Annotated in this window: 28 protein-coding genes; 18 read left to right on the top strand and 10 right to left on the bottom strand. The window is 63.5% G+C overall.

Annotated elements, in window-relative coordinates; genetic code table 11:
- Positions 1-29 precede the first annotated feature (29 nt).
- The 13 genes from OE747_RS01505 (at position 30) to OE747_RS01445 (ending at position 10539) form a co-directional block, all read left to right on the top strand.
- The gene (locus OE747_RS01505; protein WP_263826843.1) at positions 30-1208 is read left to right on the top strand and encodes a phage major capsid protein; all 1179 of its coding nucleotides are present in this window, start codon (positions 30-32) and stop codon (positions 1206-1208) included.
- Positions 1209-1374: 166 nt separating this feature from the next.
- Positions 1375-1974 (top strand): head-tail connector protein, encoded by a 600-nt coding sequence (locus OE747_RS01500; protein WP_263826842.1) that lies wholly within the window; start codon positions 1375-1377, stop codon positions 1972-1974.
- Entirely contained in the window at positions 1971-2309 is a 339-nt protein-coding gene (locus OE747_RS01495; protein ID WP_263826841.1) for a phage head closure protein, read from the top strand. The genes OE747_RS01500 and OE747_RS01495 overlap by 4 nt, the downstream gene beginning before the upstream one ends.
- A complete protein-coding gene (locus OE747_RS01490) occupies positions 2306-2719 on the top strand; it encodes a DUF3168 domain-containing protein (RefSeq protein ID WP_263826840.1) in 414 nt (137 codons plus the stop codon). The genes OE747_RS01495 and OE747_RS01490 overlap by 4 nt, the downstream gene beginning before the upstream one ends.
- Positions 2720-2743: 24 nt before the next feature.
- On the top strand, positions 2744-3157 hold the full coding sequence (locus OE747_RS01485; protein WP_263826839.1) for a phage major tail protein, TP901-1 family: 414 nt from the start codon (positions 2744-2746) through the stop codon (positions 3155-3157).
- Positions 3158-3159: 2 nt separating this feature from the next.
- Positions 3160-3480, top strand: coding sequence for a gene transfer agent family protein (locus OE747_RS01480; protein WP_263826838.1), 321 nt, complete (start codon positions 3160-3162; stop codon positions 3478-3480).
- Positions 3477-3686, top strand: coding sequence for a rcc01693 family protein (locus OE747_RS01475; RefSeq protein ID WP_263826837.1), 210 nt, complete (start codon positions 3477-3479; stop codon positions 3684-3686). The genes OE747_RS01480 and OE747_RS01475 overlap by 4 nt, the downstream gene beginning before the upstream one ends.
- Positions 3673-4335 (top strand): phage tail tape measure protein, encoded by a 663-nt coding sequence (locus OE747_RS01470; RefSeq protein ID WP_263826836.1) that lies wholly within the window; start codon positions 3673-3675, stop codon positions 4333-4335. The genes OE747_RS01475 and OE747_RS01470 overlap by 14 nt, the downstream gene beginning before the upstream one ends.
- A gap of 15 nt (positions 4336-4350) precedes the next feature.
- A complete protein-coding gene (locus OE747_RS01465) occupies positions 4351-4983 on the top strand; it encodes a DUF2460 domain-containing protein (protein WP_263826835.1) in 633 nt (210 codons plus the stop codon).
- Positions 4983-5870 carry a DUF2163 domain-containing protein gene (locus tag OE747_RS01460; RefSeq protein ID WP_263826834.1) on the top strand — a complete coding sequence of 296 codons (888 nt, stop codon included), beginning with the start codon at positions 4983-4985 and terminating at the stop codon, positions 5868-5870. The genes OE747_RS01465 and OE747_RS01460 overlap by 1 nt, the downstream gene beginning before the upstream one ends.
- Complete coding sequence (locus OE747_RS01455) at positions 5867-6313, top strand: C40 family peptidase (RefSeq protein WP_263826833.1); 447 nt, start codon at positions 5867-5869, stop codon at positions 6311-6313. The genes OE747_RS01460 and OE747_RS01455 overlap by 4 nt, the downstream gene beginning before the upstream one ends.
- A complete protein-coding gene (locus OE747_RS01450; protein ID WP_263826832.1) occupies positions 6313-10239 on the top strand; it encodes a baseplate multidomain protein megatron in 3927 nt (1308 codons plus the stop codon). Before OE747_RS01455 ends, OE747_RS01450 begins: the two co-directional genes overlap by 1 nt.
- Positions 10240-10242: 3 nt before the next feature.
- A complete protein-coding gene (locus OE747_RS01445; protein WP_263826831.1) occupies positions 10243-10539 on the top strand; it encodes a DUF7742 family protein in 297 nt (98 codons plus the stop codon).
- On the opposite strand, the gene OE747_RS01440 is transcribed toward OE747_RS01445, so the two are convergent.
- Positions 10520-10858, bottom strand: coding sequence for a TraR/DksA family transcriptional regulator (locus OE747_RS01440; protein ID WP_263826830.1), 339 nt, complete (start codon positions 10856-10858; stop codon positions 10520-10522). The genes OE747_RS01445 and OE747_RS01440 overlap by 20 nt on opposite strands.
- An 84-nt stretch (positions 10859-10942) precedes the next feature.
- Between OE747_RS01440 and cysE the strand changes: the two genes are divergently transcribed.
- Positions 10943-11755: a serine O-acetyltransferase gene (gene cysE / locus OE747_RS01435; protein ID WP_263826829.1), complete on the top strand. Its 813-nt coding sequence runs from the start codon at positions 10943-10945 to the stop codon at positions 11753-11755.
- Between the two features lie 279 nt (positions 11756-12034).
- Positions 12035-13099 (top strand): cysteine synthase A, encoded by a 1065-nt coding sequence (gene cysK / locus OE747_RS01430; RefSeq protein ID WP_263826828.1) that lies wholly within the window; start codon positions 12035-12037, stop codon positions 13097-13099.
- Positions 13100-13318: 219 nt separating this feature from the next.
- Here the strand turns inward: cysK and OE747_RS01425 are convergent, their stop codons facing one another.
- On the bottom strand, positions 13319-13936 hold the full coding sequence (locus OE747_RS01425; RefSeq protein ID WP_263827085.1) for a LysR substrate-binding domain-containing protein: 618 nt from the start codon (positions 13934-13936) through the stop codon (positions 13319-13321).
- Positions 13937-14086: 150 nt separating this feature from the next.
- Entirely contained in the window at positions 14087-14212 is a 126-nt protein-coding gene (locus OE747_RS01420; RefSeq protein ID WP_263826827.1) for a helix-turn-helix domain-containing protein, read from the bottom strand.
- Positions 14213-14304: 92 nt separating this feature from the next.
- On the opposite strand from OE747_RS01420, the gene OE747_RS01415 reads away from it, so the two are divergent.
- Positions 14305-15285 (top strand): MFS transporter, encoded by a 981-nt coding sequence (locus OE747_RS01415; RefSeq protein ID WP_263826826.1) that lies wholly within the window; start codon positions 14305-14307, stop codon positions 15283-15285.
- Between the two features lie 312 nt (positions 15286-15597).
- On the opposite strand, the gene OE747_RS01410 is transcribed toward OE747_RS01415, so the two are convergent.
- Both OE747_RS01410 and OE747_RS01405 read right to left on the bottom strand, forming a co-directional pair.
- Positions 15598-16596: a HupE/UreJ family protein gene (locus OE747_RS01410; RefSeq protein ID WP_263826825.1), complete on the bottom strand. Its 999-nt coding sequence runs from the start codon at positions 16594-16596 to the stop codon at positions 15598-15600.
- On the bottom strand, positions 16593-17426 hold the full coding sequence (locus OE747_RS01405) for a peptidylprolyl isomerase (RefSeq protein WP_263826824.1): 834 nt from the start codon (positions 17424-17426) through the stop codon (positions 16593-16595). Before OE747_RS01405 ends, OE747_RS01410 begins: the two co-directional genes overlap by 4 nt.
- A gap of 329 nt (positions 17427-17755) precedes the next feature.
- On the opposite strand from OE747_RS01405, the gene OE747_RS01400 reads away from it, so the two are divergent.
- Entirely contained in the window at positions 17756-19711 is a 1956-nt protein-coding gene (locus tag OE747_RS01400; protein ID WP_263826823.1) for a DUF3604 domain-containing protein, read from the top strand.
- A gap of 127 nt (positions 19712-19838) precedes the next feature.
- Positions 19839-20144 (top strand): DUF302 domain-containing protein, encoded by a 306-nt coding sequence (locus OE747_RS24640; protein ID WP_404818280.1) that lies wholly within the window; start codon positions 19839-19841, stop codon positions 20142-20144.
- Between the two features lie 261 nt (positions 20145-20405).
- On the opposite strand, the gene OE747_RS01395 is transcribed toward OE747_RS24640, so the two are convergent.
- The 5 genes from OE747_RS01395 to OE747_RS01375 form a co-directional block, all read right to left on the bottom strand.
- Positions 20406-21725 (bottom strand): pyruvate dehydrogenase complex dihydrolipoamide acetyltransferase, encoded by a 1320-nt coding sequence (locus OE747_RS01395; RefSeq protein WP_263826822.1) that lies wholly within the window; start codon positions 21723-21725, stop codon positions 20406-20408.
- A gap of 12 nt (positions 21726-21737) precedes the next feature.
- Positions 21738-23108 carry a pyruvate dehydrogenase complex E1 component subunit beta gene (locus OE747_RS01390; protein WP_263826821.1) on the bottom strand — a complete coding sequence of 457 codons (1371 nt, stop codon included), beginning with the start codon at positions 23106-23108 and terminating at the stop codon, positions 21738-21740.
- Positions 23109-23122: 14 nt separating this feature from the next.
- Positions 23123-24115 carry a pyruvate dehydrogenase (acetyl-transferring) E1 component subunit alpha gene (pdhA, locus tag OE747_RS01385; protein ID WP_263826820.1) on the bottom strand — a complete coding sequence of 331 codons (993 nt, stop codon included), beginning with the start codon at positions 24113-24115 and terminating at the stop codon, positions 23123-23125.
- Positions 24116-24282: 167 nt separating this feature from the next.
- Positions 24283-24582, bottom strand: a complete 300-nt coding sequence (locus OE747_RS01380; protein ID WP_263826819.1) for an FtsB family cell division protein — start codon at positions 24580-24582, stop codon at positions 24283-24285.
- 120 nt (positions 24583-24702) lie between these two features.
- Entirely contained in the window at positions 24703-25635 is a 933-nt protein-coding gene (locus OE747_RS01375; protein WP_263826818.1) for a hydrogen peroxide-inducible genes activator, read from the bottom strand.
- Positions 25636-25714: the final 79 nt, after the last annotated feature.

Genomic DNA, 25714 nt, shown 5'->3' with positions numbered 1-25714 from the left:
GCCGCAACCCACCCAGAAAGGACGTGCCGATGAGCAAGACCGATGTCCCGGCCTTGGCCGGAGAGGGTGTGCCCCTGGTTCAGGAGGTGAAGCGGGCGATGGCTGGCTTCGTGAGTGAATTCAAGGGGTTTCAGACCGAACTTGAAACCAAACTGCAACAGACGGAAGAGCGACTGACCATGCTGGATCGTAAATCTCAACTTGCGGCGCGTCCGCATCTGGCCGCCTCTCATGACGAGGGTGCGCCGCATCAGAAGGCGTTCGACGCCTACCTGCGTTCGGGCGACGACGACGCGCTGCGCGGGCTGGTTCTGGAAGGCAAGGCCATGTCCACCGCGATCAACAGCGACGGTGGCTTCCTGGTCGATCCGCAGACCGCCGAGCGCATAAAGTCGGTGCTGCATTCGACCGCCTCGATCCGGTCGATCGCGTCGGTGGTGAATGTGCAGGCGAACTCGTTCGACGTGCTGATCGACCATACCGATATCGGCGCGGGTTGGGCGGACGAGACCGCGGCGGCCACCGAGACCGGGACGCCGTCGATCGACCGCATCTCGATCCCGCTGCACGAGCTGAGCGCGTTGCCCAAGGCGAGCCAGCGTCTGCTGGACGACAGCGCGTTCGATATCGAGGGTTGGCTGGCGAACCGGATCGCCGACAAGTTCGCGCGCGCCGAGGCGGACAGTTTCATCAATGGCGACGGGGTGAACAAGCCGCGCGGTTTCCTGGATCATCCGGCGGTCGAGAATGACAGCTGGGCCTGGGGCAATCTGGGCTATGTCGCCTCGGGCGTGGCCGGAGGTGTCGATGCCGACGATGTGGTCGACCTGGTCTATGCGCTGGGCGCGCAGTACCGGGCCAACGGCGCGTTTGTGATGAACTCGAAGACCGCCGGTGTGATCCGAAAGCTGAAGGATGCCGATGGCCGCTTCCTGTGGTCGGACGGTCTGGCCGCAGGAGAGCCCGCGCGGCTGATGGGCTACCCGGTGGTGATTGCCGAGGACATGCCGGATCCGGCGACCGACAGCTATTCCATCGCGTTTGGCGATTTTGGTGCCGGTTATACCGTGGCCGAGCGCCCCGACCTGCGGGTGCTGCGCGACCCGTTCAGCGCCAAGCCGCATGTGCTGTTCTATGCGACCAAGCGCGTGGGCGGCGATGTGAGCGACTTTGCCGCGATCAAGCTGCTGAAATTCGGCGTCGCCTGAGCGTAGCCGGGTCCGGGGCCGGGTAACCGGCCCCGGATGCGGGCGCGCGCCGGTTTTCCTGGCGTTGTCTAGCTGCTCCCCCTCCGTCCGAGCAACGCGAGGCGGCGCGGGCCCGCATGACCAGAGACGAATGGCCCGGAGGGGCCCGAGCTTGCGGAGTGAATTGATGATGTTGATCGAAGAGACAGCCGTTCCCGACGCCGCGCTGCCGGTGGCCGAGTTCAAGGCGCATTTGCGGCTGGGCACCGGGTTTGCCGAGGATGACGTTCAGGACGGGGTGCTGAACGGGTTTCTGCGGGCGGCGATTGCAGCAATCGAGGCGCGGACGGGCAAGGTACTGATCTCCCGTCAGTTCTCGTGGACGGTCTATGGCTGGCGCGACCAGACGGGCGAGGTTCTGCCGGTGGCACCGGTGCAGTCGGTGGTCTCGGTGACGTTGCGCGATGCGGGCGGCGGCGAGACGGTGCTGGCTGGCGCCGCCTATCGGCTGGAGCGTGACAGCCAGCGGCCCCGGCTGCGCCCGGCGGGCGCGCTGTTGCCGACGGTGCCCACGGGGGGCGCGGCGGAGATCGTTCTGCTGGCGGGCATGGCGCCCGACTGGGGCGGGTTGCCCGCGGACCTGGGGCAGGCGGTGCTGCTGCTCGCCGCGCATTACTATGAATACCGGCACGAGACCGCGCTGAGCGATGGCTGCATGCCGTTTGGGGTGACCAGCCTGATCCAGCGCTATCGGACGGTGCGGTTCGGCTCGGGAGTGGTGCAATGAAGGCGCCGCATCTGAACCGGCGTCTGGTGCTGGAGGCGCCCGCGCGGGCGGCCGATGGCGCGGGCGGCTTCACCGAAAGCTGGAATGTGCTGGGCACGCTCTGGGCCGAGGTGAGCGCGCGCAGCGGCGCCGAGCGGTTCGAGGCCGGGGCGTCCCGCTCGCGCGTGGCCTACCGGATCACGGTGCGCGCGGCGCCGCAGGGGTCGAGCATGCGGCCCGCGCCCGAGCAGCGGCTGACCGATGGCGCGCGGGTCTTTGTCATCCGCGCGGTGTCCGATCATGACCCGGATGGCCGGTTTCTGACCTGTTTTGCGGATGAGGAGGTAGCGGCATGAGCTATGGCGTGGCGGCGGCGTTGCAGGCGGCGGTGTATCAGCACCTGCTGGCGGATGCCGGGGTGGCGGCCCTGGTGGGGACGGACATTTACGATGCGCTGCCCTCGGGCACGCTGCCGCAGACCTATGTGCTGCTGGGTCCGGAAGAGGTGCGCGACGCCTCGGATCAGAGCGGCGAGGGGGCCGAGCACAGGTTCACCGTCTCGGTGATCTCGGAGGCGGCAGGGTTCGCTGGGGCCAAGACGCTGGCGGGCGCGATAAGCGATGTGCTGGACGATGCGGCGCTGAGCCTGGCGCGCGGGCGTCTGGTGGGGCTGTGGTTCGACCGGGCCTCGGCCCGGCGGACCGGAACGGGGGGCGCGGTGCGGCAGATCGATCTGCGGTTCCGCGCCCGCGTCGAAGACAATTGATCAACCTGAACGTGGAGTAACATCATGGGTGCCCAGAACGGTAAGGACCTGCTGGTCAAAGTGGACATGAACGGCACGCGCCAGTTCGAAACCATCGCGGGGCTGCGTGCGACCCGCGTGAGCTTTAACGCCGAGAGCGTGGATATCACCAGTCTGGAAAGCCAGGGCGGCTGGCGCGAGCTGCTGTCGGGGGCGGGGGTCAAGTCGGCCTCGATCTCGGGCTCGGGCGTGTTCAAGGATGCGGGCACCGACGAGCGGGCGCGGCAGCTGTTCTTTGACGGCGAGACGCCGGATTTCCAGGTGATCATCCCCGATTTCGGCATTGTCGAGGGGCCGTTCCAGGTGACCGGCATCGACTATGCGGGCAGCCATAATGGCGAGGCGACCTATGAGGTGAGCCTGGCCAGTGCCGGTGCGCTCGCCTTTACCGCGATCTGATCATGGCCAATCCGTGGACGGGAGAGGTGGCCCTGGTCATCGACGGGCAGCGGCGGGTGCTGAAGCTGACGCTGGGTGCGTTGGCCGAGTTGGAGGCCGAGCTGGAGAGCGGCTCGCTGGTGGAACTGGTGCAGCGGTTCGAGGGCGGCGCGTTTTCCAGCCGCGATGTGCTGGCGCTGGTCGTTGCGGGGCTGCGCGGTGGCGGGGCCGAGGTGACGCAGGCGAGCCTGCTGCGCGCCGAGATCGCGGGCGGTCCAATGGCGGCGGCGCGGGCGGCGGCAGAGCTGCTGGCGCGCGCCTTCATGCTGCCGGGCGAGACATGAGCGGGTTCGACTGGCCCGCGCTGATGCGGGCCGGGATGCTGGGGCTGCGGCTGACGCCCGAGGCGTTCTGGCGCCTGACCCCGGCCGAGCTGCGGCTGATGCTGGGGCAGGGCGCGGGCGCCGCGCCGATGAACCGGGCCGGGCTGGACGCCTTGCTGGCGGCCTGGCCGGACAAGAGTAAAGGAGAGGATCATGGCGGAGACTGACGGGTTTTCCGAATTGCAGGCCACCGGCGAGAGCCTGGGGGATACGCTGGGCGATGCCGCCGTGATGGCGGCGGGGTTTGATGCCGAACTGCGCCGGGTGCGGACATCGCTGGGCGAGACCGGACAGGATGTGCTGACGCTGGAGCGGGGTCTGTCCAAGGGGCTCAGGCGGGCGTTCGACGGTGTGGTGCTGGACGGCATGAAGCTGTCGGATGCGCTGGACACCATCGCGCGGTCGATGATCCAGACCACCTATTCCGCGGCGATCAAGCCGGTGACCGATCATTTCGGCGGGCTGATCGCGGATGGGGTCGGGTCGCTGGTTCAGGGGCTGTTGCCCTTTGCCAATGGCGGGTCGTTCAGCCAAGGGCGGGTGATGCCCTTTGCCAGCGGAGGCGTGGTCAGCGGGCCGGTGGCCTTTCCCATGCGCGGCGGCATGGGGCTGATGGGCGAGGCGGGGCCGGAGGCGATCATGCCGCTGGCACGCGGCGCCGATGGCAAGCTGGGCGTGCGCAACAGTGGCGGCGGCCGGGCGGTGAACCTGGTGATGAACATCACCACCCCCGATGTGCAGGGGTTCCGCCGCAGCCAGGGCCAGATCGCGGCCCAGATGGGCCGCGCCCTGGGGCGTGGCAACCGCAATCGCTGAGGAAGGGAGCGCGTGATGAATTTCCACGAGGTCAGATTTCCCGCCAACCTGAGCTTTGGCTCGGTCGGCGGGCCGGAGCGGCGCACCGATATCGTGACGCTGGTCAACGGGTATGAGGAGCGCAACACGCCCTGGGCGCATTCGCGGCGCCGCTATGACGCGGGCGTGGGCATGCGGTCCCTGGACGATGTCGAGACGCTGATCGCGTTTTTCGAGGCGCGGCAGGGGCAGATGTACGGGTTTCGCTGGAAGGACTGGTCGGACTACAAGTCGAGCCTGGCCTCGGTGGAGGTCAAGTTCGACGATCAGGTGATTGCCAGCGGCGATGGTGTCGAGACCCGGTTTCCGCTGATCAAGACCTATCGCTCGGGACAGTTCAGCTATGCGCGGCCGATTGCCAAGCCGGTGCTGGGCAGCGTGCGGGTGGGCATCGACCAGGACGAGATGAAGGAGGGCGTCGATTACGAGGTGGATACGACCACCGGGCTGGTGAGTTTTGTGACGCCGCCGACCGAAGGGTCGGTGATCCGCGCCGGGTTCGAGTTCGACGTGCCGGTGCGGTTCGACACCGACCGGATCCAGACCAGTGTCGCCAGCTTCCGGGCGGGCGACGTGCCCAATGTGCCTGTGGTCGAGGTGCGGGTCTGATGGGCGGAGTAAGCGAGGCCTTGCAGGCCCATCTGGCGCGCGGGGTGACCACTCTGTGCCGGTGCTGGGCCATTCGGCGCAAGGATGGCGAGACATTCGGGTTTACCGACCATGATCGGGCGCTGAGTTTTGAGGGCGTCAGTTTCAAGGCCGACAGCGGGTTGTCGGCGGCGGCGCTGGAGCAGAGTACCGGCCTGTCGGTGGACAATTCCGAGGCGCTGGGCGCGCTCAGCGATGCGGCGGTGCGCGAGGAGGATATCGAGGCGGGCCGGTTCGATGGCGCCGAGGTGCTGTCCTGGCTGGTGAACTGGGCGGAACCCGAGCAGCGCTGGTTGCAGTTTCGCGGCTCTATCGGAGAACTGCGCCGGGGCGGCGGGGCGTTCCATGCCGAGCTGCGCGGGTTGACGGATGTGCTGAACCAGCCTCTGGGGCGGGTCTATCAGAAACCCTGCACCGCTGTGCTGGGCGATGCCCGGTGTCGGTTCGAAATGGCCACGCCGGGTTACGCCACCGATCTGGTGGTGGGCGAGATGGAAGAGGCGCGCCTGTTTCGCTGGCCCTCGCTTGACGGGTTCGAGCCGGGCTGGTTTCAGCGCGGGCGGATCGACGTTCTGGACGGGTCGGCAAAGGGTCTCTGGGCGCTGATCAAAAGCGACCGGATCGTCGACGGGCAGCGCGAGATCGAGCTGTGGGAGCCGATGCGGGGCGGCATCCGGGCGGGCGACGCGGTGCGCCTGGGCGCGGGCTGTGACAAGCGGATGGAGACCTGCCGGTTGAAGTTCAACAATCTGTTGAACTTTCAGGGGTTTCCCGATCTCCCACGCGAGGATTGGGTGATCGCGACGCCGAAACGGACCGGCGCCAATACCGGCGGGAGCCTGCGATGAGGACTCATAGCGACAGGATCGTGGGCGTGGCCCGGCACTGGTTGGGCACGCCTTACCGTCATCAATGCTCGGTCCGAGGCGCGGGCAGCGATTGCCTGGGCCTGATCCGGGGCGTCTGGCGCGAGCTGAACGGGGGCGAGCCCGAGGCGGTGCCGGCCTACTCCATGGACTGGTCCGAGCCGCAGGGCGAAGAGCGCCTGTGGGCGGCGGCGCGACGGCATCTGCGCGAGGTTGCGGGGGCTGACATGGCCCTGGGCGAGGTGCTGCTGTTCCGGATGCGGGCGGGCAGCGTGGCAAAACATCTGGGCATCGTCTCGGCGACGGGGACCTGTCCCCGGTTCATCCACGCCTATAGCGGGCATGGTGTGGTGGAAAGCCCGCTCAGCGCGCCGTGGATGCGGCGCGTGGTGGCCCGGTTCGAATTTCCCATGGAGGTGTGCTGATGGCGACGATACTTCTTTCTGCTGCGGGTGCGGCCATCGGCGGCTCGATTGGAGGAACGGTCGCGGGCCTGTCCTCGGTTGTTCTGGGGCGGGCGGTGGGGGCCACGCTGGGCCGGGTGATCGACCAGCGACTGCTGGGATCCGGGGCATCGGCGGTAGAGACCGGCAAGGTGGACCGGTTCCGCCTGACCAATTCCGGCGAGGGCAACCCGGTTGCCCTGGTTCATGGCCGAATGCGTGTCGGCGGTCAGGTGATCTGGGCCTCGGATTTTGTCGAGACCACCACCGTTAGCGGTGGCGGCAAGGGGGGGCGGTCGCAGCCCAAGACGACGACCTACAGTTACTCGGTCTCGCTGGCGGTGGCGCTGTGCGAGGGCGAGATCGCGGGCGTACGGCGGATCTGGGCGGATGGCGAGGAGATCGCGCCCGCCGAGTTGGACATGCGCGTCTATCGCGGCACCGGGGACCAGTTGCCCGACCCGTTGCTGGAGGCGATCGAGGGGGCGGATATGGTGCCCGCCTATCGCGGCACCGCCTATGTGGTGTTCGAGAATCTGGCGCTGGACCGGTTCGGCAACCGGGTACCGCAGTTTTCCTTTGAGGTGGTGCGGGTCGAGCAGCCGGGTAGTTCGGACTATTCCGAGAGCCTGGCGCAACTGGTCCGGGCGGTGGCGGTGATCCCGGGAACGGGGGAGTATTCGCTGGCCACGACGCAGGTGAACTATTCCAACGGACCGGGCAGCTATTGGGCGGCCAATTCGAACTCGCCCTCGGGCCAGACCGATTTCGTCACCTCGATGGAGGGCTTGCGGGACGAGTTGCCGGGAACTGGAGCAACGTCGCTGGTGGTGTCGTGGTTTGGTGGCGACCTGCGGTGTGCTTCATGCGAGATCAAGCCCAAGGTCGAGCGTAAGGAGATCGACGGGGCCAACATGCCCTGGCGGGTATCCGGCATGACACGCGCAACTGCGGAGGAGATCGCGCGGGAGGCGGACAGGCCGATCTATGGCGGCACACCCGCGGATGCGGCAGTGGTCGAAGCGATCCGGCACATGAATGACAGCGGTCATCGGGTGATGTTTTACCCGTTCATCCTGATGGATCAGCTCGAGGGCAATGCCTTGCCCGACCCCTGGACCGGGGGTGAGGGGCAGGCGCATCTGCCGTGGCGCGGGCGGATCACGTTGAGCGTGGCGCCGGGTCAGCCGGGCTCGCCGGACCAGAGTGCCGCTGCCGATGCGGAGGTGGCGGCGTTTTTCGGCGCGGCGAGTGCGACCGATTTCACCGTCGCCGACGGGGTGGTGACCTATACCGGTCCATCGGGGGACTGGGGAATGCGGCGGTTCATTCTGCATTATGCCGCGCTCTGTGCGGCGGCGGGCGGGGTTGCGTCCTTTTGCATCGGCTCCGAGATGCGCGGGCTGACCCAAATCAGAGGCTTGGCTGGCTTTCCGGCGGTTGCGGAATTGCGGGCGCTTGCGGCCGAGGTGCGATCTATCCTGGGACCAGAGACCAAGATTGGCTATGCTGCTGACTGGAGCGAGTATTTCGGATATCAGCCGCAGGATGGCAGCGGCGACCGGTATTTCCACCTGGACCCGCTATGGGCGGATGCCAACATCGACTTTGTCGGGATCGACAATTACATGCCGCTGTCCGACTGGCGCGATGCGCCCGGTCATGCCGACGCGTTGGCCGGGGCTGCGGCGATCTATGAGCAGAGTTATCTGCGCAGCAATGTCGAAGGCGGGGAAGGCTACGATTGGTACTATCACTCGCCCGAGGCGGAGGCGGCGCAGATCCGCACGCCAATCACCGACCAGGCGCATGACGAGGCCTGGATCTGGCGGTACAAGGATATTCGCAACTGGTGGCTGAACAGCCATCACGAGCGGATCGGCGGTGTCCGGCAGGCGTTGCCCACCGATTGGGTGCCGCAGTCGAAACCGGTCTGGTTCACCGAACTGGGTTGTGCCGCGGTGGACAAGGGAACCAATCAGCCCAACAAGTTTCTCGATCCGAAATCCTCGGAATCGAGCCTGCCGAAGCATTCGAATGGCGCGCGCGACGACCTGATACAGGTGCAGTATCTGCGGGCGGTGCTGGGCTATTGGGGCGATCCGGCGGCCAATCCGGTGTCCGAAGAGTATGGCGGCCCGATGATCGACCTGGACAATGCTTATGTCTGGGCCTGGGATGCGCGGCCGTTTCCGGCCTTTCCGAACAATCGCGACCTGTGGTCCGACGGGGCGAACTATGCCCGGGGTCACTGGCTGAACGGGCGCAGCGGCAACCGGACGCTGGCGGCGGTGGTGCGCGAGATCTGCGGACGTGCCGGGTTGACGGAGATCGATGTCAGCCGGTTGTGGGGAATCGTGCGCGGTTATGTGGTGGATCAGGTCAGCGACGCGCGGGCGGCGCTGCAACCGCTGATGCTGCGGTATGGGTTCGATGCCATCGAGCGGGACGGGGCCCTGGTGTTCCGCCTGCGCGACGGGCTGGAGCCGGTGGTATTGGATCCCGAACTGCTGGCGGTGCATGACGAGATCGAGGGTGACCGCGCCTATCGGCGCGATGCCGAAGTCGAGATGAATGGCCGGGTGCGGCTCCGGTTCGTGCAGGCGGATGCCAACCACGATGTGGTCTCGGAAGAGGCGGTGCTCCCCGATGCGGCGACGCATGCGGTCTCGTCGAGCGAGATGCCGCTGGCGATGACCCGGGCCGAGGGGCGGCAGACGGTGGAACGCTGGCTGGCAGAGGCGCGGGTGGCGCGGGAGGCGGTTCGTTTCGCTTTGCCGCCGTCGCACATGGCGCTGGGCGCGGGCGATATCGTGAGCCTGCCCGCCGCCGATGGCGAAACCTCCAGCCTGTTCCGGTTGGACCGGATCGAACAGGCCGAGTTGCAGCTGGTCGAGGCGGTGCGGATCGAGCCGAACGTGTATCTGCCGTCAGATATGGCCGAAGACCGCCCCGTATCGCAGGAGTTTGTGCCACCGGTGCCGGTCTTGCCGGTGTTTCTGGACCTGCCGCTGTTGAGCGGGGACGAGGTGCCGCACGCGCCCCATATCGCGGTGACGGCGCAACCCTGGCCGGGCACCGTGGCGCTCTATTCCTCGGATTCCGACGAGGGCTATGAGCTGGACGAGATCCTGGCCTCTCGCGCGGTGATCGGGATGACGGAATCGCCGCTGCAACGGGCGGCTGTCGGGTTGTGGGATCGCGGCCCGGCGGTGCAGGTAAAGCTGGTCGCCGGAGCCTTGGAAACGCGCCCGCTTGAGGCGATCCTGAACGGCAAGAACCTTGCGGCGATCGGCGACGGATCCTCAGGCAATTGGGAGGTGTTCCAGTTCACCGATGCCGAATTGATTGCGCCGGATACCTATCTGTTGCGCAACCGGTTGCGCGGACAGGCTGGAACGGATGGGATCATGCCCGATGTCTGGCCTGCGGGGTCGCTTTTCGTGCTGATCGACCCACGGGTGGTGCAGATCGGGCTGAGCAGTTCGCAACGCAGGGTTGCCCGCCATTACCGGATAGGGCCAGCGCGGCGCGGATATGACGATCCGTCTTACACGCATCTGGTCGAAGCCTTTGACGGGATAGGTCTGCGGCCCTATGCCCCGGCGCATCTGCGCGTGGCCGAGACCGCGGGCAGCCTGACGGCGCGGTGGATACGCCGCAGCCGCATTGACGGAGACGATTGGACATTGACCGACGTTCCGCTGGGTGAGGAAAGCGAATCCTACCTGGTAAGGGCCAGCAAGGATGGCACGGTATTGCGCGAACAAATGGTCGCCCAGCCGGAATGGACCTATCCGGCGGCGCAGCAGAGCGCGGATGGCGCGGTGCGGCCCTTCGAGGTTTCGGTGGCCCAGATCTCGGCAAGGTTCGGACCGGGCGCGTTCCGGACTATCACGGTGGCCTGATCCATGCGGCCAGTCCTGCATGGCGATGTCTCGGCGGCGGCGCGCGTTCTGCTGAACGCGCCCGCCCCTGGCCGCGAGGTGCTCTGCCGACGTATGATCGCCGAAGCGGAGATTGCCGACAGGCATGTTCAAAGAACCGGGCGGATACACCCGCTGTTTGGCAACGGGTCGCTTATGTCGGCCGCGCGCAAACGGGTGCTGGCCGACGAGCCCGGGTTTGACAACCGTGACTATTGCCTGTGTTTCGAAACGGTCCTGCGGGCGCTGATCGCCCGCGCGTCTACCCGCGTGAACAACTGACACATGATGTGGCGGCGGGATCAATGTGCAGCCGCCCCAATGGCAGATCCTCGCCACAGGTGTCGCAATAGCCGTATTCGCCCTCGTCCATCCGTTGCAAGGCCAGGTGCAGGCGGCGTTTTTCGATATCCCGGCGGGTCTGCTGGGCCTTGGCCATTGCCTGGTTCTGCAAGGCGTCCATCCGGCTGAGCCTGCCCACCGCCTGCTGGTCCAGTTCCACGATGGACCGGGCGTCGCGGCCCGCATCCGAGCCCGCGTCCAGCTCAGCGAGGCGCCGGGCAATGAGATCGCGAAGGGAAGACAGATCCTGACTATTCATTTTTGTTGTTCCTTCGATCACGCATTGCGGTTGGTCAAATCCAACCTATCTCGCTAGATTAGGCGCAGCAAAGGATGACAGGCCATGATGGAAACACGCACCAAACTCGCCCCCGTCGACCCGGTCTGGGACCGGATCACCGCCGAAGCACTGGAGGCCGTGGACAAGGAACCGTTGATGGGCGGGCTGGTCCACGCCTGTATCCTGCACCACAGGAACCTGGAAAAGGCGCTCTCGTACCGTATCGCGGCCAAGCTCTGCTCGAACGAGATGTCGATGATGGTCCTGCGCGAGATTGTCGACGAGGCCTATGAAAGCGCGCCCGAACTGGTCGAGGCCGCGCGTGCCGATCTGATGGCCGTCTACGAACGCGATCCGGCTTGCCACCGCTTGTTGCAGCCGATCCTGTATTTCAAGGGCTACCAGGCGATGCAGGCCTATCGTGTCGCGCATTGGCTGTGGACGCGCAAACGCCACGATCTGGCGTATTTCTTCCAGATGCGCGTGTCCGAGATCTTTGGTGTCGACATTCACCCGGCGGCCCGGATCGGCAAGGGGATCATGATCGACCATGCCCATTCCATCGTCATCGGCGAAACGGCAGTAGTCGGCGACAATGTGTCGATGCTGCATTCGGTGACATTGGGCGGTACCGGCAAGGAAGAAGAGGACCGCCACCCCAAGATCGGCGATGGAGTGCTGATCGGGGCGGGCGCCAAGGTGCTGGGCAATATCAGGATCGGCCATTGCAGCCGCATCGCGGCCGGTTCGGTTGTGCTGAGCGAGGTGCCGCCCTGCAAGACCGTCGCGGGCATCCCGGCCAAGATCGTGGGCGAGGCGGGGTGCGACCAACCCTCGATCAACATGGATCAGCGGTTCCCGAACGGCTCCGATTAGGATCCGGGCCGGAGCGGGGATCTAAGCATTCTCTGAGAGGGGCGGGGCGCATTGCGCCCCGTTCCTGTTTCCCCCATCGCAGGAAACTGTTCTGTCGGATAAGCTTGACGGCGACCATTTACCCCAAGCGCCGGTCCATGTCGGCCGAAAGTTCTTCATATCAATGCAACCGGCAAAGGTCGGTCCTATTGCGTATGGGCTGTCTTGAACTGTGGCCCCGGCGGACGCATTGTTCTGTGGAACAACAAAATTCTCTGCCATTTGACTAGGGGGCATGCGATGATCTTCAGCACCGAGGGCCGCGGGCGGCTTTATGGATCGATCCTGGAAACGGTGGGCAATACGCCCGTGATCCGGCTGAACAGGATCGCTCCCGCTCATGTCACCATGTATGTGAAATTCGAGGCGTTCAACCCGGCGGGATCGGTCAAGGACCGGCTGGCGCTGAACATCATCGAGGCCGCCGAACGCGAGGGCCGGTTGCAGCCGGGCCAGACCGTGGTCGAGGCGACCAGCGGCAATACCGGCATCGGGCTGGCCATGGTCTGTGCCGCCAAGGGCTATCCGCTGGTCATCACCATGCATGACGGCTTCTCGGTCGAGCGTCGCCGCCTGATGCGGATGCTGGGCGCCAAGGTGGTGCTGACCCGCAAGGAGGACAAGGCGGTCGGCATGGTGGTGAAAGCCAAGGAACTGGCCGAGGCAAACGGCTGGTTCCTGGCGCATCAGTTCGAGACCAAGGACAACGCCGACATCCACGAGGCCACCACCGCGCAGGAGATCCTGGGGGATTTCGACGGTGAGCGGCTGGATCACGTGGTGCTGGGCTATGGCACCGGCGGCACCGTCACCGGTTTGGGCCGGGTCCTCAAAGGCGCGCGGCCCGATCTGAAGATCACCCTGAGCGAGCCCGCCAATGCCGCGCTGGTGCAGTCGGGTGAGGCGCAACAGCGCAATGCCGAGGGCGAACCGGCCGCGACCCATCCCGCCTTCAACCCACATCCGATCCAGGGCTGGACCCCGGATTTCATCCCGCTGGTACTGCAAGAGGCGCTGGACAAGGGGTACTTCGATGGTCTGGAGCCGGTGAGCGGCCCGGAAAGCATCGCCTGGTCCAAACGGCTGGCGGCCGAGGAAGGTATCCTGACCGGTATTTCTGGCGGCGCCAGCCTGGCGGCGGCGATGAAGGTGGCCGAGGCCGCGCCCGAAGGCTCGGTCCTGCTGGCGATGCTGCCCGATACCGGCGAGCGCTACCTGTCGACACCGCTGTTCGAGGATATTGCGGCTGAGATGAACGAGGCCGAGCAGGCCCTGTCCGCCTCGACCCCCGGCTATCAATACTGATCGGCGCGCCGCCGCTGGTTTGGTGCTGGCGGCGGTTGTGGTGCATGTATGTATCTCGAGTAGGAAGAAAGGCGCACGCTCCCGCTTGGAGTTCCAGTGGTGCTCTCAGTAGTGCTTTAGCTGGCTTGCCTCAGTGTCCATTTAGCGTAGACGAAGCTGCCGTTCGACTTTGATAGGTAAACCTCCGCTCTTGGTGAAATGCTTTCAAAGGCTGGTAGCTTACTCTTGATGGCTCTGCTCGACAGCGCACTCGGCGCTGATCCACTTCACGAAAGCCCTCACCGCGGGTCGTTCGAATGTTTCGGGCAACGCGACCGCGTAGTAGGCGAATTTCGTCGGCCAGCTTCCAGGCAGAAGCCGGACAAGCCGCCCATCTTCCAGCTCTTCACGAACATAGATATCGCTGATGAGAGCGAGACCTTGCCCGCGTATGGCGGCCTTTACTGTCAGGAACCCGTCCTTGAACGCGGTGCCGTATGACGGAGCAGCCCCGTTCACGCCATGAGCTTCGAACCAGAGCGCCCAATCAAGTCCGGTCTCATCGGGCAGGAGCGTGAAGCGAAGGCAGTCCTTCGGTTCTTTGACCGGTTGTTGGGTTTCCAACAACGTCGGGCTGCCGACAAGGATCAGCTCAGGCGAACATAGCCACTCCGACCTGAGACCGGCATAGTCACCCAACCCGTGCCGGATCGCGAGGTCTATTGGCTCGGATCGCAAGTCCACCAGTCGATCATCTGTTTCGATACTGAACCTGACTCCCGGGTGCTCCCTGTTGAATGACGCCAGATTCGAGACCAGGAAGGAATGCGCGAAGGTCGGCGCGGCACTGATCCGCAGGGTCGCTTTTCCATCCTTGCCGAAGTGTCGGTTGTGCGACGTTTCGATCTGGGAAAAGGCACTTTTTACCTCTTTCCACAGTGCCTTGCCGGATGCCGTAAGCGAAACGCCGTCGCGACTCCGAACAAACAGGCGTTTGCCATAACGGACTTAGATCGATCTGATGCGCTGGCTGATCGCCCCCGGCGTCACGCCCAATTCCTGCGCCGCAGACTGCATCGCGCCGGTTCTGGCAACGACAAAGAATGTGTAGAGATCGCGAATGGGCAGCGGCATGCCATGCTTTAGCTGAGCTAAAGCAAAACGGCCAGCTTTTCGTTTTCCCGAACCTCTGGAATCCAGCAGATTGTCCGAAAAAGGAGACAATCATGCGCGCGGCTGTGACAAACAAGAACTGGACGATCGTCTTCGTCGGGTTCCTTGCGCTTTCGCTGGCGTTTTCGGCACGCGCGGCGCTTGGCCTCATGATGCCGGTCTGGCAGGCGGAGTTTGGGTGGTCGACCAGCTACATCTCCGGTGTCGGCGCGACGGCGCTGATCGTCATGGCCGCTGTGGCGCCATTCGCCGGACGCATGGTCGATACCAAGGGACCGGGTTTCGCGCTGAACCTGGGGATGGGGCTGCTTGGGATCGGCTGTGCAATCGTCGCGGCGATGTCCGCAAAGTGGATGTTCATCATCGGGTTTGCCGGTTTCGGGGCTGTCGGCTTTGGCATCGTCGCCACCCATGTGGTGGCGACGGCGGTCACAAGATCATTTGACAGGAATGCTGGCCTGGCCACAGGCATAGCCACTTCCGGTGCGACCGGTGGGCAATTCATCGTCGTGCCGTTGATCGCAGCGCTTCTCGCATTCGCGAGTTGGCGCTGGAGCTTCGGCGTCTTGTCGATGATGAGCTTGGCCATGATCCCGTGCATCCGGGCGAGCCTTCGACCTCGTGCGGTTAGCATCGAAGATGGTAACGGGAACGCCCAGGATTCGATGTCGGCGGATTTCGTCGCCATCGTCCGACAGCCCACCTTTCACATCCTGTTCTGGAGCTTTCTGATCTGCGGTTTCACGACCACAGGTGTCATTGAGACGCATCTTTTGCCCTTTGCCTCTTTCTGCGGGTTTCCGCCGGTACCGAGCGCGACGGCATACCTGCGGGTGCCGTATTGCGTGATACCGCTGGGTCAGCGGCTGATGGCGCGGGACTTCGAACGCCAGGTCGCCAAGCTCCAGGTCCGCATCGCCGTCTTGAACGGCTATGCCGCCCTCGGCATACCCGTCACGAAAGCCGCTGCATATGTCCGCCCGGGGAAAGGGAAACCTCGGTCGTCAACCAATTTGTGCAACAGAGCCGCGTAGATGTGCGCAACAAGCTCTTGCCCGACTAAGTTCAAGATCGGCGTGGCGCATGCACCACAAGGGGGCGAATCTAGCTGAGTGCAGAATAGGGCGGTAAGGATTTAGCTCGAATTGATAGGATATTGGACCCGTCGCTGCGTCGCGCCTGAACTGGAAAGATGCGGACGGAGCCGAGTGTTGCGGATGCAGCGAAACTGGAACATCCGATGAGGCACGATCTAAGGAGTCCTCGCCGCACTGCAACTGCTATTCCCAAGAGCGGTCATTCAGAGCGCATCAGTGATTACGTTGGTCGATGCATTCGAACTTCGCTCAAAACCCAGCAATCCGTTCAATCACCCAAAAGGCGGCGAGACTACCAATGCCGTAACTTGTCACGCGTTCAAGTTGAACGGCTCGATCCTTGATTGCCGGATAGACAAGCCGGGCCGCGAACCCGATGGCCAGTACCACAACGACAAACAGGATCTGACCAAACTCCACCCCGATGTTGAAGGCAAACAGCGCCAATGGAATATCTCCATCAGGCAAGCCGATCTCTCTCAGTGCCCCGGCGAATCCCAAGCCATGTATCAAGCCGAAAGCGAAAGCGACGATCCAGGGGAAACGCACGGCCAAGGGGTCACGGTTCTCCGGCAAAAGCGATAGCTCATAGGCAAGGAACACGATTGAGAGCGCGATGACTGCCTCGACGGGCGGAGGAGGAATGTTCAGCCAGCCGAGAGTGGCCGAAGCCAACGTGATGCTGTGCGCCACAGTGAACGCCGTGATCGCCCAGAACAACCGATTACGATCGCGTACCAGCAGCACAAGCGCGAAGACGAAAAGCAGGTGATCGAGGCCTTCGAGGATGTGCGTCGCTCCGAGCGCAACGTAGCTCGAAAGGATGTCAAGAACACCGGGATCCTCGGGTACAGTGAAGGCGGTTTCGGTCGACGTCAGGCGATGCACCTGCGTCTGCCCGGGTTCCAATTCGTACCGCACCAGGGTTTCCGTCCTGGTCTGCTCCAGCCCGACGATCTCGATCACACCGCCCTCAAGGCCTCCTGGACAGCTGGCGACCCATGCGGTTGTCCAGGCACGTCCGTCGAAGGACGGTGGCGGAGACGGCTCCTGTGAACAGTTCCCAGGAAGGCGCGCCTCTATGGGCATTTTTCGACCGTTCACGTCAGGTGCACGCCAGATCACGCGCCAGCGCTCCTGCCCGATGGACGACAGATCGAGATACCCCGGATCAAGTGCATGGGCCGGCGCGTATCCCGGCAGACAGGTGGTGAAAATGACGAGCAGAAGTAACAGCAGCCGTTTCATCTGTTCAGCACTTCTTCGGCGTTGGGCAAGGTAACGGTGTAGCGATCCAGCAGCGCCTGACCAAAGCTTTCGCGCAACTTCTTTGTCTCAGCCGCGAGCCATTCGGCCTCTACCCGGTCGCGAATTTCGGACAGCGGCGGCAGCATGGCATCCATTCTCTCGATTACCCGAACGAGATGCAGGCCATAGCCGCTCTCGACCGGGCCTTGCCATTGTCCGACCGGCAGGGTGGCCAGTGCCTCATGGAACCCATCGCCGAAGGTGCGGTCGATCACCGGTGCAGGCGTCATCGGAAAGGATCGTGGCAGTAGGCTGGCGGACCCCAGCGTCGCCGGGTCGGCACCGTTCTCCAGCAGCGCCAGAAGCTTGGAGGTATCCCGATCTCTGGGTACAACGACCTGTTCCAGAGCCATTCGAGCGGGTTGAGTGAACCGTTCCGGGTTTTGGTCCAGATACGTCTGAAGCATGACCTCATCGGGTTTCAGCATCGCGGCGCCCGATTCTGCCAGAAACTTCATCTTCTGGTTCAATCGCTGGCGGATGACCACGTCGCCCTGATCAAGTCCGAGGATCAGCGCCTCGCGGACATGGGCCTCTTCCAGCGCCCATGACTGCATCAGGTTCTCCAACTCCCGGATCGTCGGGGGGCGGTTCCAGGTGGCAATGAAGTTCTGCACCAGACGGTTTGCCTCGCTCTCGCTCAAGCTGATCTTATCGGGGTTGAGCGCAACTGTTTCATCCTCGACCGCCGCGTATGCGGCGAAGATCAGGGCACCAAGCGCGAAGAAATGGACAAGCGGAGAAAGGAGAAGCGTGCGCAAGCGTATCATCAGACCTTCGGGTATCAATTGTCACTAAGTGGTAGGCTCTGCGTTAGACGATGCAATTGCAAGCTATCGCAAATAACCAAATTGATCTTCGCACATATACAATTGCTAACCTCGCGACACTTAACCCGGATTCCATGCATTCTACGATGCGTAAGGGTATCATGGCACGAAAACTTTGACACCAAACGGACTCCCTAAATCAGGCCAGATTGCCCGCGCCAAATCTTCATACCAACACGGCGTCCGTTTGATCTCGGTCATGGGTACTGTTCGACCAAACCGCTAAAATGTGGTTTAATGCAAAATTGGAAGCGTTGGGAGGAGAAGGCTTGAAACAGCAGAGACACGCCGCCGTAACAAACGGGATTGCCTTGCTCGCAACGACTGTCTTCGCTTCGGCAATGCCAGCCCATGCGCAGGAATGGACCCCGACTTCGGAACAGCTCGCGAATACCTATCCAGCGCCCGCCTATTCACCATATGCTGGTCGGACCTTCCCGGAACGGCCGCTGTGGGGAGAGACGCATCTTCATACGGGACAATCCATGGACGCCGGAGGTTTCGGTGCGCGCCTCGACCATGAGGATGCTTATCGTTTTGCGCGCGGGGAAGAGATCATCGCGTCCTCTGGCCAGCCCGTTCGCCTATCGCGTCCGCTAGACTGGCTGGTTATCGCGGATCACTCGGACGGCATGGGCATGATCTTCGACGCGCTTGCGGCAAACCCGTCGGTAACCCGCTATGAACAGGGCAAGCGCTGGTCCGACGGGTTCCGCGCGGGTGGGCAGACCGCCGTGGATACCGCACTTGACCTGATCGCAAACGTCTCGCAGGGCACCATCGACGAAGCGCTTTTCAACAACTACATGCCCGGGTCGCGCCGGTTCTCCACGCTGTGGTCGGATAACCTCAAGACAGCTGAGCGGTTCTACGAGCCCGGCATTTTTACCCCTATGCTCGGGTTCGAATGGACTTCGCTCGTGGCGGGAAACAACATGCATCGCAACGTGATCTTCCGCGATGGACCGGATCGCGTTGGACAGATCGTGCCGATGGTGATGACACCACCGTGGGGCAGCCCCGATCCGATGGATCTTTATGCCTATCTCGAGGCCTACGAGAAAAAAACCAATGGCGCGGTGCTGGCGCTTGCACACAACGGCAACCTGTCCAACGGGGTAATGTTTCCGATCGACATCCGGTTCGATGGCTCTCCCGTCACGCAGGAATATGTGGAAGCCCGGGCCAAATGGGAACCGCTGTATGAAATTACGCAGATCAAGGGAGACGGCGAGGCACACCCATTTCTGAGCCCGAACGACGAGTTTGCCGACTATTACAACTGGGATATCGGGAACCTCGACCTGTCCGAAGCCAAGACCGACGACATGCTGGCACGAGAATATGCCCGCGAAGCGCTGAAAAGCGGGCTCGCTCTGGAAACCGAGTTCGGGACAAATCCCTACAAGTTTGGCTTCAGCGGGGCGACCGACAGTCATACCGGTCTTGTGACCGCCGAAGAAGAGAATTTCTTTGGCAAGCACACCGGCTACGAGCCGTCCGCAGAGCGGATGCAGCACCCTTTCATGAAGAACGAAAACGGTGAGCTTTTCGCTTGGCAAATGGTTGCCGCCGGTCTCACGGCAGTCTGGGCAGAGGAGAATACCCGCGAAAGCATCTTCGACGCCATGGCGCGCAAGGAAGTCTATGCCACCACCGGCCCCAGGATGGCAGTTCGATTCTTCGGCGGTTGGAACTTTGACAAGGCCGACCTGGATTCTCGTATTCCGTCAACCGTAGGCTATTCGAAAGGCGTGCCCATGGGCGCTGACCTGTCGGCTGCGCCCGATGGCGCCGAGGCGCCGACTTTCATGGTGGCCGCGCTAAGGGATCCGATTGGCGCCAACCTTGACCGCATCCAGGTCGTGAAGGGCTGGCTCAATGAGGACGGCACGACCGGCGAAGCCGTCTACGACGTCGCATGGTCCGACGGGCGTGTCCCCGGTGCGGATGGTAAGCTGCCTGCGGTAGGCGATACGGTGGATGTGGCAACGGCAAGCTGGGCAAACTCGATCGGCGCATCCGAGCTTGCGACCGTCTGGACCGACCCGGACTTCGATCCGGCACGCCCTGCCTTCTACTACGTCCGAGTTTTGGAGATCCCTACGCCGCCCTGGTATGTCTACGATGCCTATCGCTACGGGATCGAGATCCCCGAAGGCGCACCGACATCGCAGCAGGAGCGTGCCTACACGTCTCCCATCTGGTACGCGCCGGCAAGCTGACGGATAGTGGAATTTGCGATGACGGTAACGCCCGACCGTTCGTTCATGGCGCGGTCGAGGATGTAATTGCCGAGCTTGCGGAAGAAAGACTTGGGATCATTTCGCGCACCGACCTCGACAAGGCTTTTTGTGGAGAAGCTCGGGGAGGCTTTCACAGCTACTCATTTCTTGGAGCAAGCAACCTGAACTTGCATTCCGGGCAGTGAACGCCAGGCCAGATGTGGGTTTGCTCTTGCCCTGCAATGTTACGGTTGAAGAAGTCGAGGCCGGGTCAATCGTCAGAATCGTGGATGCCGGTCAATCGATGGATATGGGAGATCTGGCCAAGACATCGGAGATATCGGATCTTGCGACTGATGACGGTAGTCGCCTCCAGCGTGTTGCGCCAAGGCTGCGCCAGGAGCGCCAGCGTGAAGTCGGCGTTGCCCAATAGGTCGATGAGCGGTCTCCATTTGGAGGTGGATGGATGGCTAGCAATGTGTGCCGCGACAAATGCGAGCGACCGCGTTCATCGCTGCGGGACAGCGACGGGCGTTGATTGGACTTTGCGACCGGCCTGCTACAGGAGCAAACGCTGTGATTTCCGTTCGGCCCGATTGGGCTCTTTGCGTGCATAAGAGAACAGCGGTTGTATCAAAAAATCAAAGCCCCGGTGCTCGGACCGGGGCTTTGTGTGTTTCGCGGTTGCGGCCCGTCAGGCCAGCATCACCATCGGGTTTTCCAGATTGTCGACGATCGCCTGCAACAACTGCGCGCCAAGAGCGCCGTCGATCACCCGGTGATCGACTGACATGGTCACCGACATCACGGTGGCCACGGTCAACTCGCCATCGGCGCCGACAACCGGTTTCTTGACCCCGGTGCCCACCGCCAGGATGCCTGCATGCGGCGGGTTCACGATGGCGTCGAAATTGTCGATGCCGAACATGCCCAGGTTCGAGATGGCAAAGCTGCCGCCCTGGTATTCCTGCGGTGCCAGCTTGCGGTCGCGGGCCCGGGCGGCCAGGTCCTTCATCTCGGTCGACAGCGCCGAGAGCGACTTCATGTCGGCGTCTTTCAGCACCGGAGTGAACAACCCGCCCTCGATGGCGACGGCAACGGCCACGTCCGAAGGCTTCAGCTTCAGCACCCGGTCACCGGCCCAGACTGCGTTGCAGTCGGGCACCTGTTGCAGCGCATTGGCGACCGCCTTGATGATGAAGTCGTTGACGCTCAGCTTGACACCGCGCCCTTCGAGCTGCTTGTTCAGCTGGGCGCGGAACTTCATCAGCGCATCCAGCTTGATATCGCGGCGCAGGTAGAAATGCGGGATCGTCTGCTTGGCCTCGGACAGCCGCGCAGCGATGGTCTTGCGCATGCCGTCGAGCTTGACCTCTTCGTACTCGCGACCCTCGTACATGCGGGCAACCATATCGGCGCTGGGTCCGCTGGGGGCTGCTGCGGCAGGAGCGGCAGCTGCGGCTGCGGGGGCAGGGGCCGCAGCTGCGGGGGCAGGCGCCGCTGCCGGGGCAGTGGCGCCAATCACATCCGCCTTGACGATCCGGCCATGCGGGCCGGAGCCTGCCACCTGTGTCAGATCGAGCCCCTTGTCAGCAGCGATCCGGCGCGCCAGCGGCGAGGCAAAGACTCGGCCGCCATCGGCACCCTTGGGCGCGGCCGGGGCGGGGGTGGGCGCAGCTGCGGGCGCCTCGGACGCCGCAGGGGCGGCCTCGTTGCCCGCGGCGGCCGCCGGGGCCGCCTTGGGCGTGCTGGCGATATCGCCCGCGCTTTCGCCCTCGTCCAGCAGGACCGCGATGGGGGTGTTCACCTTGACCCCTTCGGCGCCCTCGGGCACCAGGATCTTGCCGACGATGCCTTCGTCGACGGCTTCGAACTCCATGGTCGCCTTGTCGGTTTCGATCTCGGCCAGCAGGTCGCCCGAGGAGACGGTATCGCCTTCCTTGACCAGCCATTTGGCGAGCGTGCCTTCCTCCATGGTCGGAGACAGGGCGGGCATCAGGATTTCGGTGGGCATCTCTGTCGCTCCTTACCGATAGGTCACTTGTTTGACAGCTGCGACCACTTCATCAGTGGTGATCAGCGCCAGTTTTTCCAGGTTCGCGGCATAGGGCATCGGCACATCCTTGCCGGTGCAGGTGATGATCGGCGCGTCGAGATAGTCGAAGGCCTGCTGCATCACCTCCGACGCGATATAGCTGCCGACGGAGCCCTGCGGCCAGCCTTCCTCCACGGTGACCAGACGGTTGGTCTTCATCACCGAGTTGATCACGGTGGGCAGGTCCATCGGGCGCAGGGTGCGCAGGTCGATCACCTCGGCGCTGATGCCATCTGCGGCCAGCCGTTCGGCGGCTTCAAGCGCGTATTGCATGCCGATGCCGAAGCTGACGATGGTCACATCGGTGCCCTCGCGCCAGATCCGCGCCTTGCCGAAGGGCACCACCAGGTCATCGACCTGCGGCACCTCGAAGCTGCGGCCATAGAGGATCTCGTTTTCCAGGAAGATCACCGGGTTCGGATCGCGGATCGCCGATTTCATCAGGCCTTTGTAATCGGCGGCCGAGTAGGGCATCGCCACCTTGAGGCCGGGGATCTGCATGTACCAGGCGGCATAGTCCTGGCTGTGCTGGGCGGCCACGCGGGCGGCGGCGCCGTTGGGGCCGCGGAACACGATCGGACAGCCCATCTGGCCGCCGGACATGTAGAGCGTCTTGGCAGCCGAGTTGATGATATGGTCGATCGCCTGCATGGCGAAGTTGAAGGTCATGAATTCTACGATGGGCTTGAGGCCGCCAAAGGCGGAGCCGACCGCGATCCCGGCAAAGCCGTGTTCGGTGATCGGCGTGTCGATGACCCGCTTGGAGCCGAACTCGTCCAGCATTCCCTGGCTGATCTTGTAGGCGCCCTGGTATTCGGCAACCTCCTCACCCATCAGATAGACACTCTCATCGGCGCGCATCTCTTCGGCCATGGCGTCGCGCAGCGCTTCGCGCACGGTCTGGGTTTTCATCGGCGCGTCAGCGGGCCAGTCGGGCGACAGGTCCACCTTGGGGGCGGCGGGGGCTGTGACCGGGGCAGGGGATGCGGGCGCCTCGGAGCCCCCTGCGGGGGCCGCCTCGTTGCCCGCGGCAGCCGCCGGTGCGGCGTCGACGCTTTCGCCTTCTTCCACCAGGATGGCGATCGGGGTGTTGACCTTGACCCCTTCGGTGCCTTCGGCGATCAGGATCTTGCCGACGATCCCTTCGTCGACCGCCTCGAACTCCATCGTCGCCTTGTCGGTTTCGATCTCGGCCAGGATATCGCCCGAGGAGACGGTGTCGCCTTCCTTGACCAGCCATTTGGCCAGGGTGCCTTCCTCCATGGTCGGAGAGAGGGCGGGCATCAGAATTTCGGTTGCCATGTCGTGATGTCCTCTCAGGCGTAGATATCTGTCCAGAGCTCGTCCACGGACGGCTCGGGGCTTTCTTTCGAGAATTCGGCGGCCTGGTTGACGATCTCCTTGATCTCCTTGTCGATCGCCTTCAGGTCATCCTCGGTGGCGTGTTTGCCGCTCAGCAGCATCTCGCGCACCATCTCGATCGGGTCGCTCTGTTCGCGCACTTTCTGCACCTCTTCGCGGGTCCGATACTTGGCCGGGTCCGACATCGAGTGGCCGCGATAGCGATAGGTCTTGACCTCGAGGATATAGGGGCCCTTGCCCGCGCGGCAGTGGGCAACGGCCTTCTCTCCGGCCTCTTTCACCGAGAGCACGTTCATGCCGTCGACGGTCTCGCCGGGAATGCCGAAGGCCTCGCCGCGGGTGTAGATGTCGGGCGAGGAGGTCGAGCGTTTCTGGGCGGTGCCCATGGCGTATTGGTTGTTCTCGATCACGAAGATCACTGGCAGCTTCCACAGGGCCGCCATGTTGAAGGTCTCATAGACCTGGCCCTGGTTGGCGGCGCCATCGCCGAAATAGGCGAAGGTGACGCGGCCATTGTTCAGATACTTGTCGGCAAAGGCCAGACCGGCGCCAAGCGGAACCTGCGCGCCGACGATGCCATGGCCGCCATAGAAGTGCTTCTCTTTCGAGAACATGTGCATCGAGCCGCCCTTACCCTTGCTGAGCCCGCCGATGCGGCCGGTCAGTTCGGCCATCACGCCGCCGGGTTCCATGCCGCAAGCCAGCATATGGCCGTGATCGCGGTAGGAGGTGATGCGTTTGTCGCCCTCTTCGGTTGCGGCCTCCAGCCCGACCACAACGGCCTCCTGACCGATGTAGAGGTGGCAGAAACCGCCGATCAGCCCCATGCCATACAATTGGCCGGCCTTTTCCTCGAATCGGCGGATCAGTAGCATTTCTCGGTAATAGTGTTTCAGCTCGTCAGCCGAAGTATTTGATTTTCTTGGCGTCTTTTTGGCGGTCGTCACTGCGGTCTCCCCCTTGCGGCAAGATAGTTTAGCATTAAACTATTAAATAGAGCATTTGAGTGCCCATGGCGAGGGATAATATGACGCGGGGGAAGTCAGCCGCTGCGCGGCCAAAATCTTTACCAAAGATTTTGCGACAGGATTTCGTGGAAATCCTGAGTCCGGCCTCAGCGGATGACGATTTCGTCCGAACGCAGCAGGCCCAGAACCGAGCGGGCCTGTTCGTCGAGCAGGTCAAGGTCGAGGTAGTCGTCAGACAGGCGTTGCGTGAGATTTTCCATCCGGGCAATCTGGCTCTGAAGTTCTGTCAGCTTGCGTGACAGCATGTCCCGTTCCGCCGCAATCTCGACGCGCCGGAACAGGCCAAAATCGCCCTGCACCGCCGCGAAGGTGAAATACGTCCCCAGCGCAAAAGAGACCGCGAAGAAGATCATCGCGCCAAAGCTGGGTCTGGTGGAACGGGACACTCGAGGTACCTGCTGTCTTATTGCCTCTGGCCGCATCTCTGACGGATGCGCTGCTGCAGTATGGCACAGCCGAATCGCCTTGTGAATCCCTCATTTTCCAAGCCCTCTCACCACCGGCCCTCAGGTTGAGGGGTGCAGGATGCCGCCCATCTCGTCGCGGACCACCTGCCGGGTCAGATCGGCGAACCGGTCTATTGCGAGAGGCGTGCCGCTGGCCTCGCGCCACGCCAGGCCGACGTTCCGATGCATCGCCGGACGCAGTGGCCGGGTGACGACATCGGCCCCGGTCGCGCGCACCTCTGACGCGACATAGAGCGCCGGCAGCAACGTGATCCCCATGCCCAGCGACACCATCTGGCGCAGGGCGTCCAGGCTGGTTCCCTCGAACTCGGTGCTCAGCCGCGCACCGGCGGAGTCGCAAAGGGCCTGGACCTGCCGGTGCAGCGCATAGCCGGAGCTGAGGCTCAGCATGACTTCACCTGCCAGGTCCGCCTGCCGGACCTGCGTCACTCCTGCCAGCCGGTGCGCCGGGTCCAGCGCCACGTGCAGCGGTTCGCGAAACAGCGGCGCCACCCGGATGTCGTCACGGCCAACCGGGAGTTGGGTCAGGATCAGATCATAGCGGCCTGCCGCCAGATCTTCGACCAGTTCGCGCGGCGCGCCGTCCCTGATCGCCAGTTTCAGACCTGGGAAACGGTCGTGCAGCCGACGCAACACCCGTGGCAGCAGATAGGGGCCGATGGTTGGGGTTGACCCCAGCCGCAGCGTGCCGGTCATGTTGTCCCGCATCGGGCTGGCATAGAGCGTCAGCGCCTCGACCTCGCGCAGAATGCGCGTCACCATCTCGGACACGTCGCGGCCCTCGGGGGTCAGGATAAGCCCGCTCCGCCGCCGCTCCAGCAACCGCGCCCCCACCGCCTTTTCCAGCGCCGCGATTTGCAGGCTGAGCGAGGGTTGACTGATGCCAAGGCTGCGGGCGGCGCGCCGATACTGTCCGGCATCGACCAGGGTAGAGAAGTAGGTGAGCTGGCGCAGGGTGATGTCGGGCGGCATGCGGATATCATAAGATAGGAAAAACCTATCTATATCTATAATGATATTGGCTTCATTCCAGATCCGCCGCCCCCATCTT

Source organism: Ruegeria aquimaris, from assembly GCF_025751555.1.
In the GTDB taxonomy this organism is placed as follows: domain Bacteria; phylum Pseudomonadota; class Alphaproteobacteria; order Rhodobacterales; family Rhodobacteraceae; genus Ruegeria_B; species Ruegeria_B aquimaris.
The sequence above is the reverse complement of the archived record's forward strand: the minus strand, read 5'-3'. Positions and strand labels throughout refer to the sequence as shown.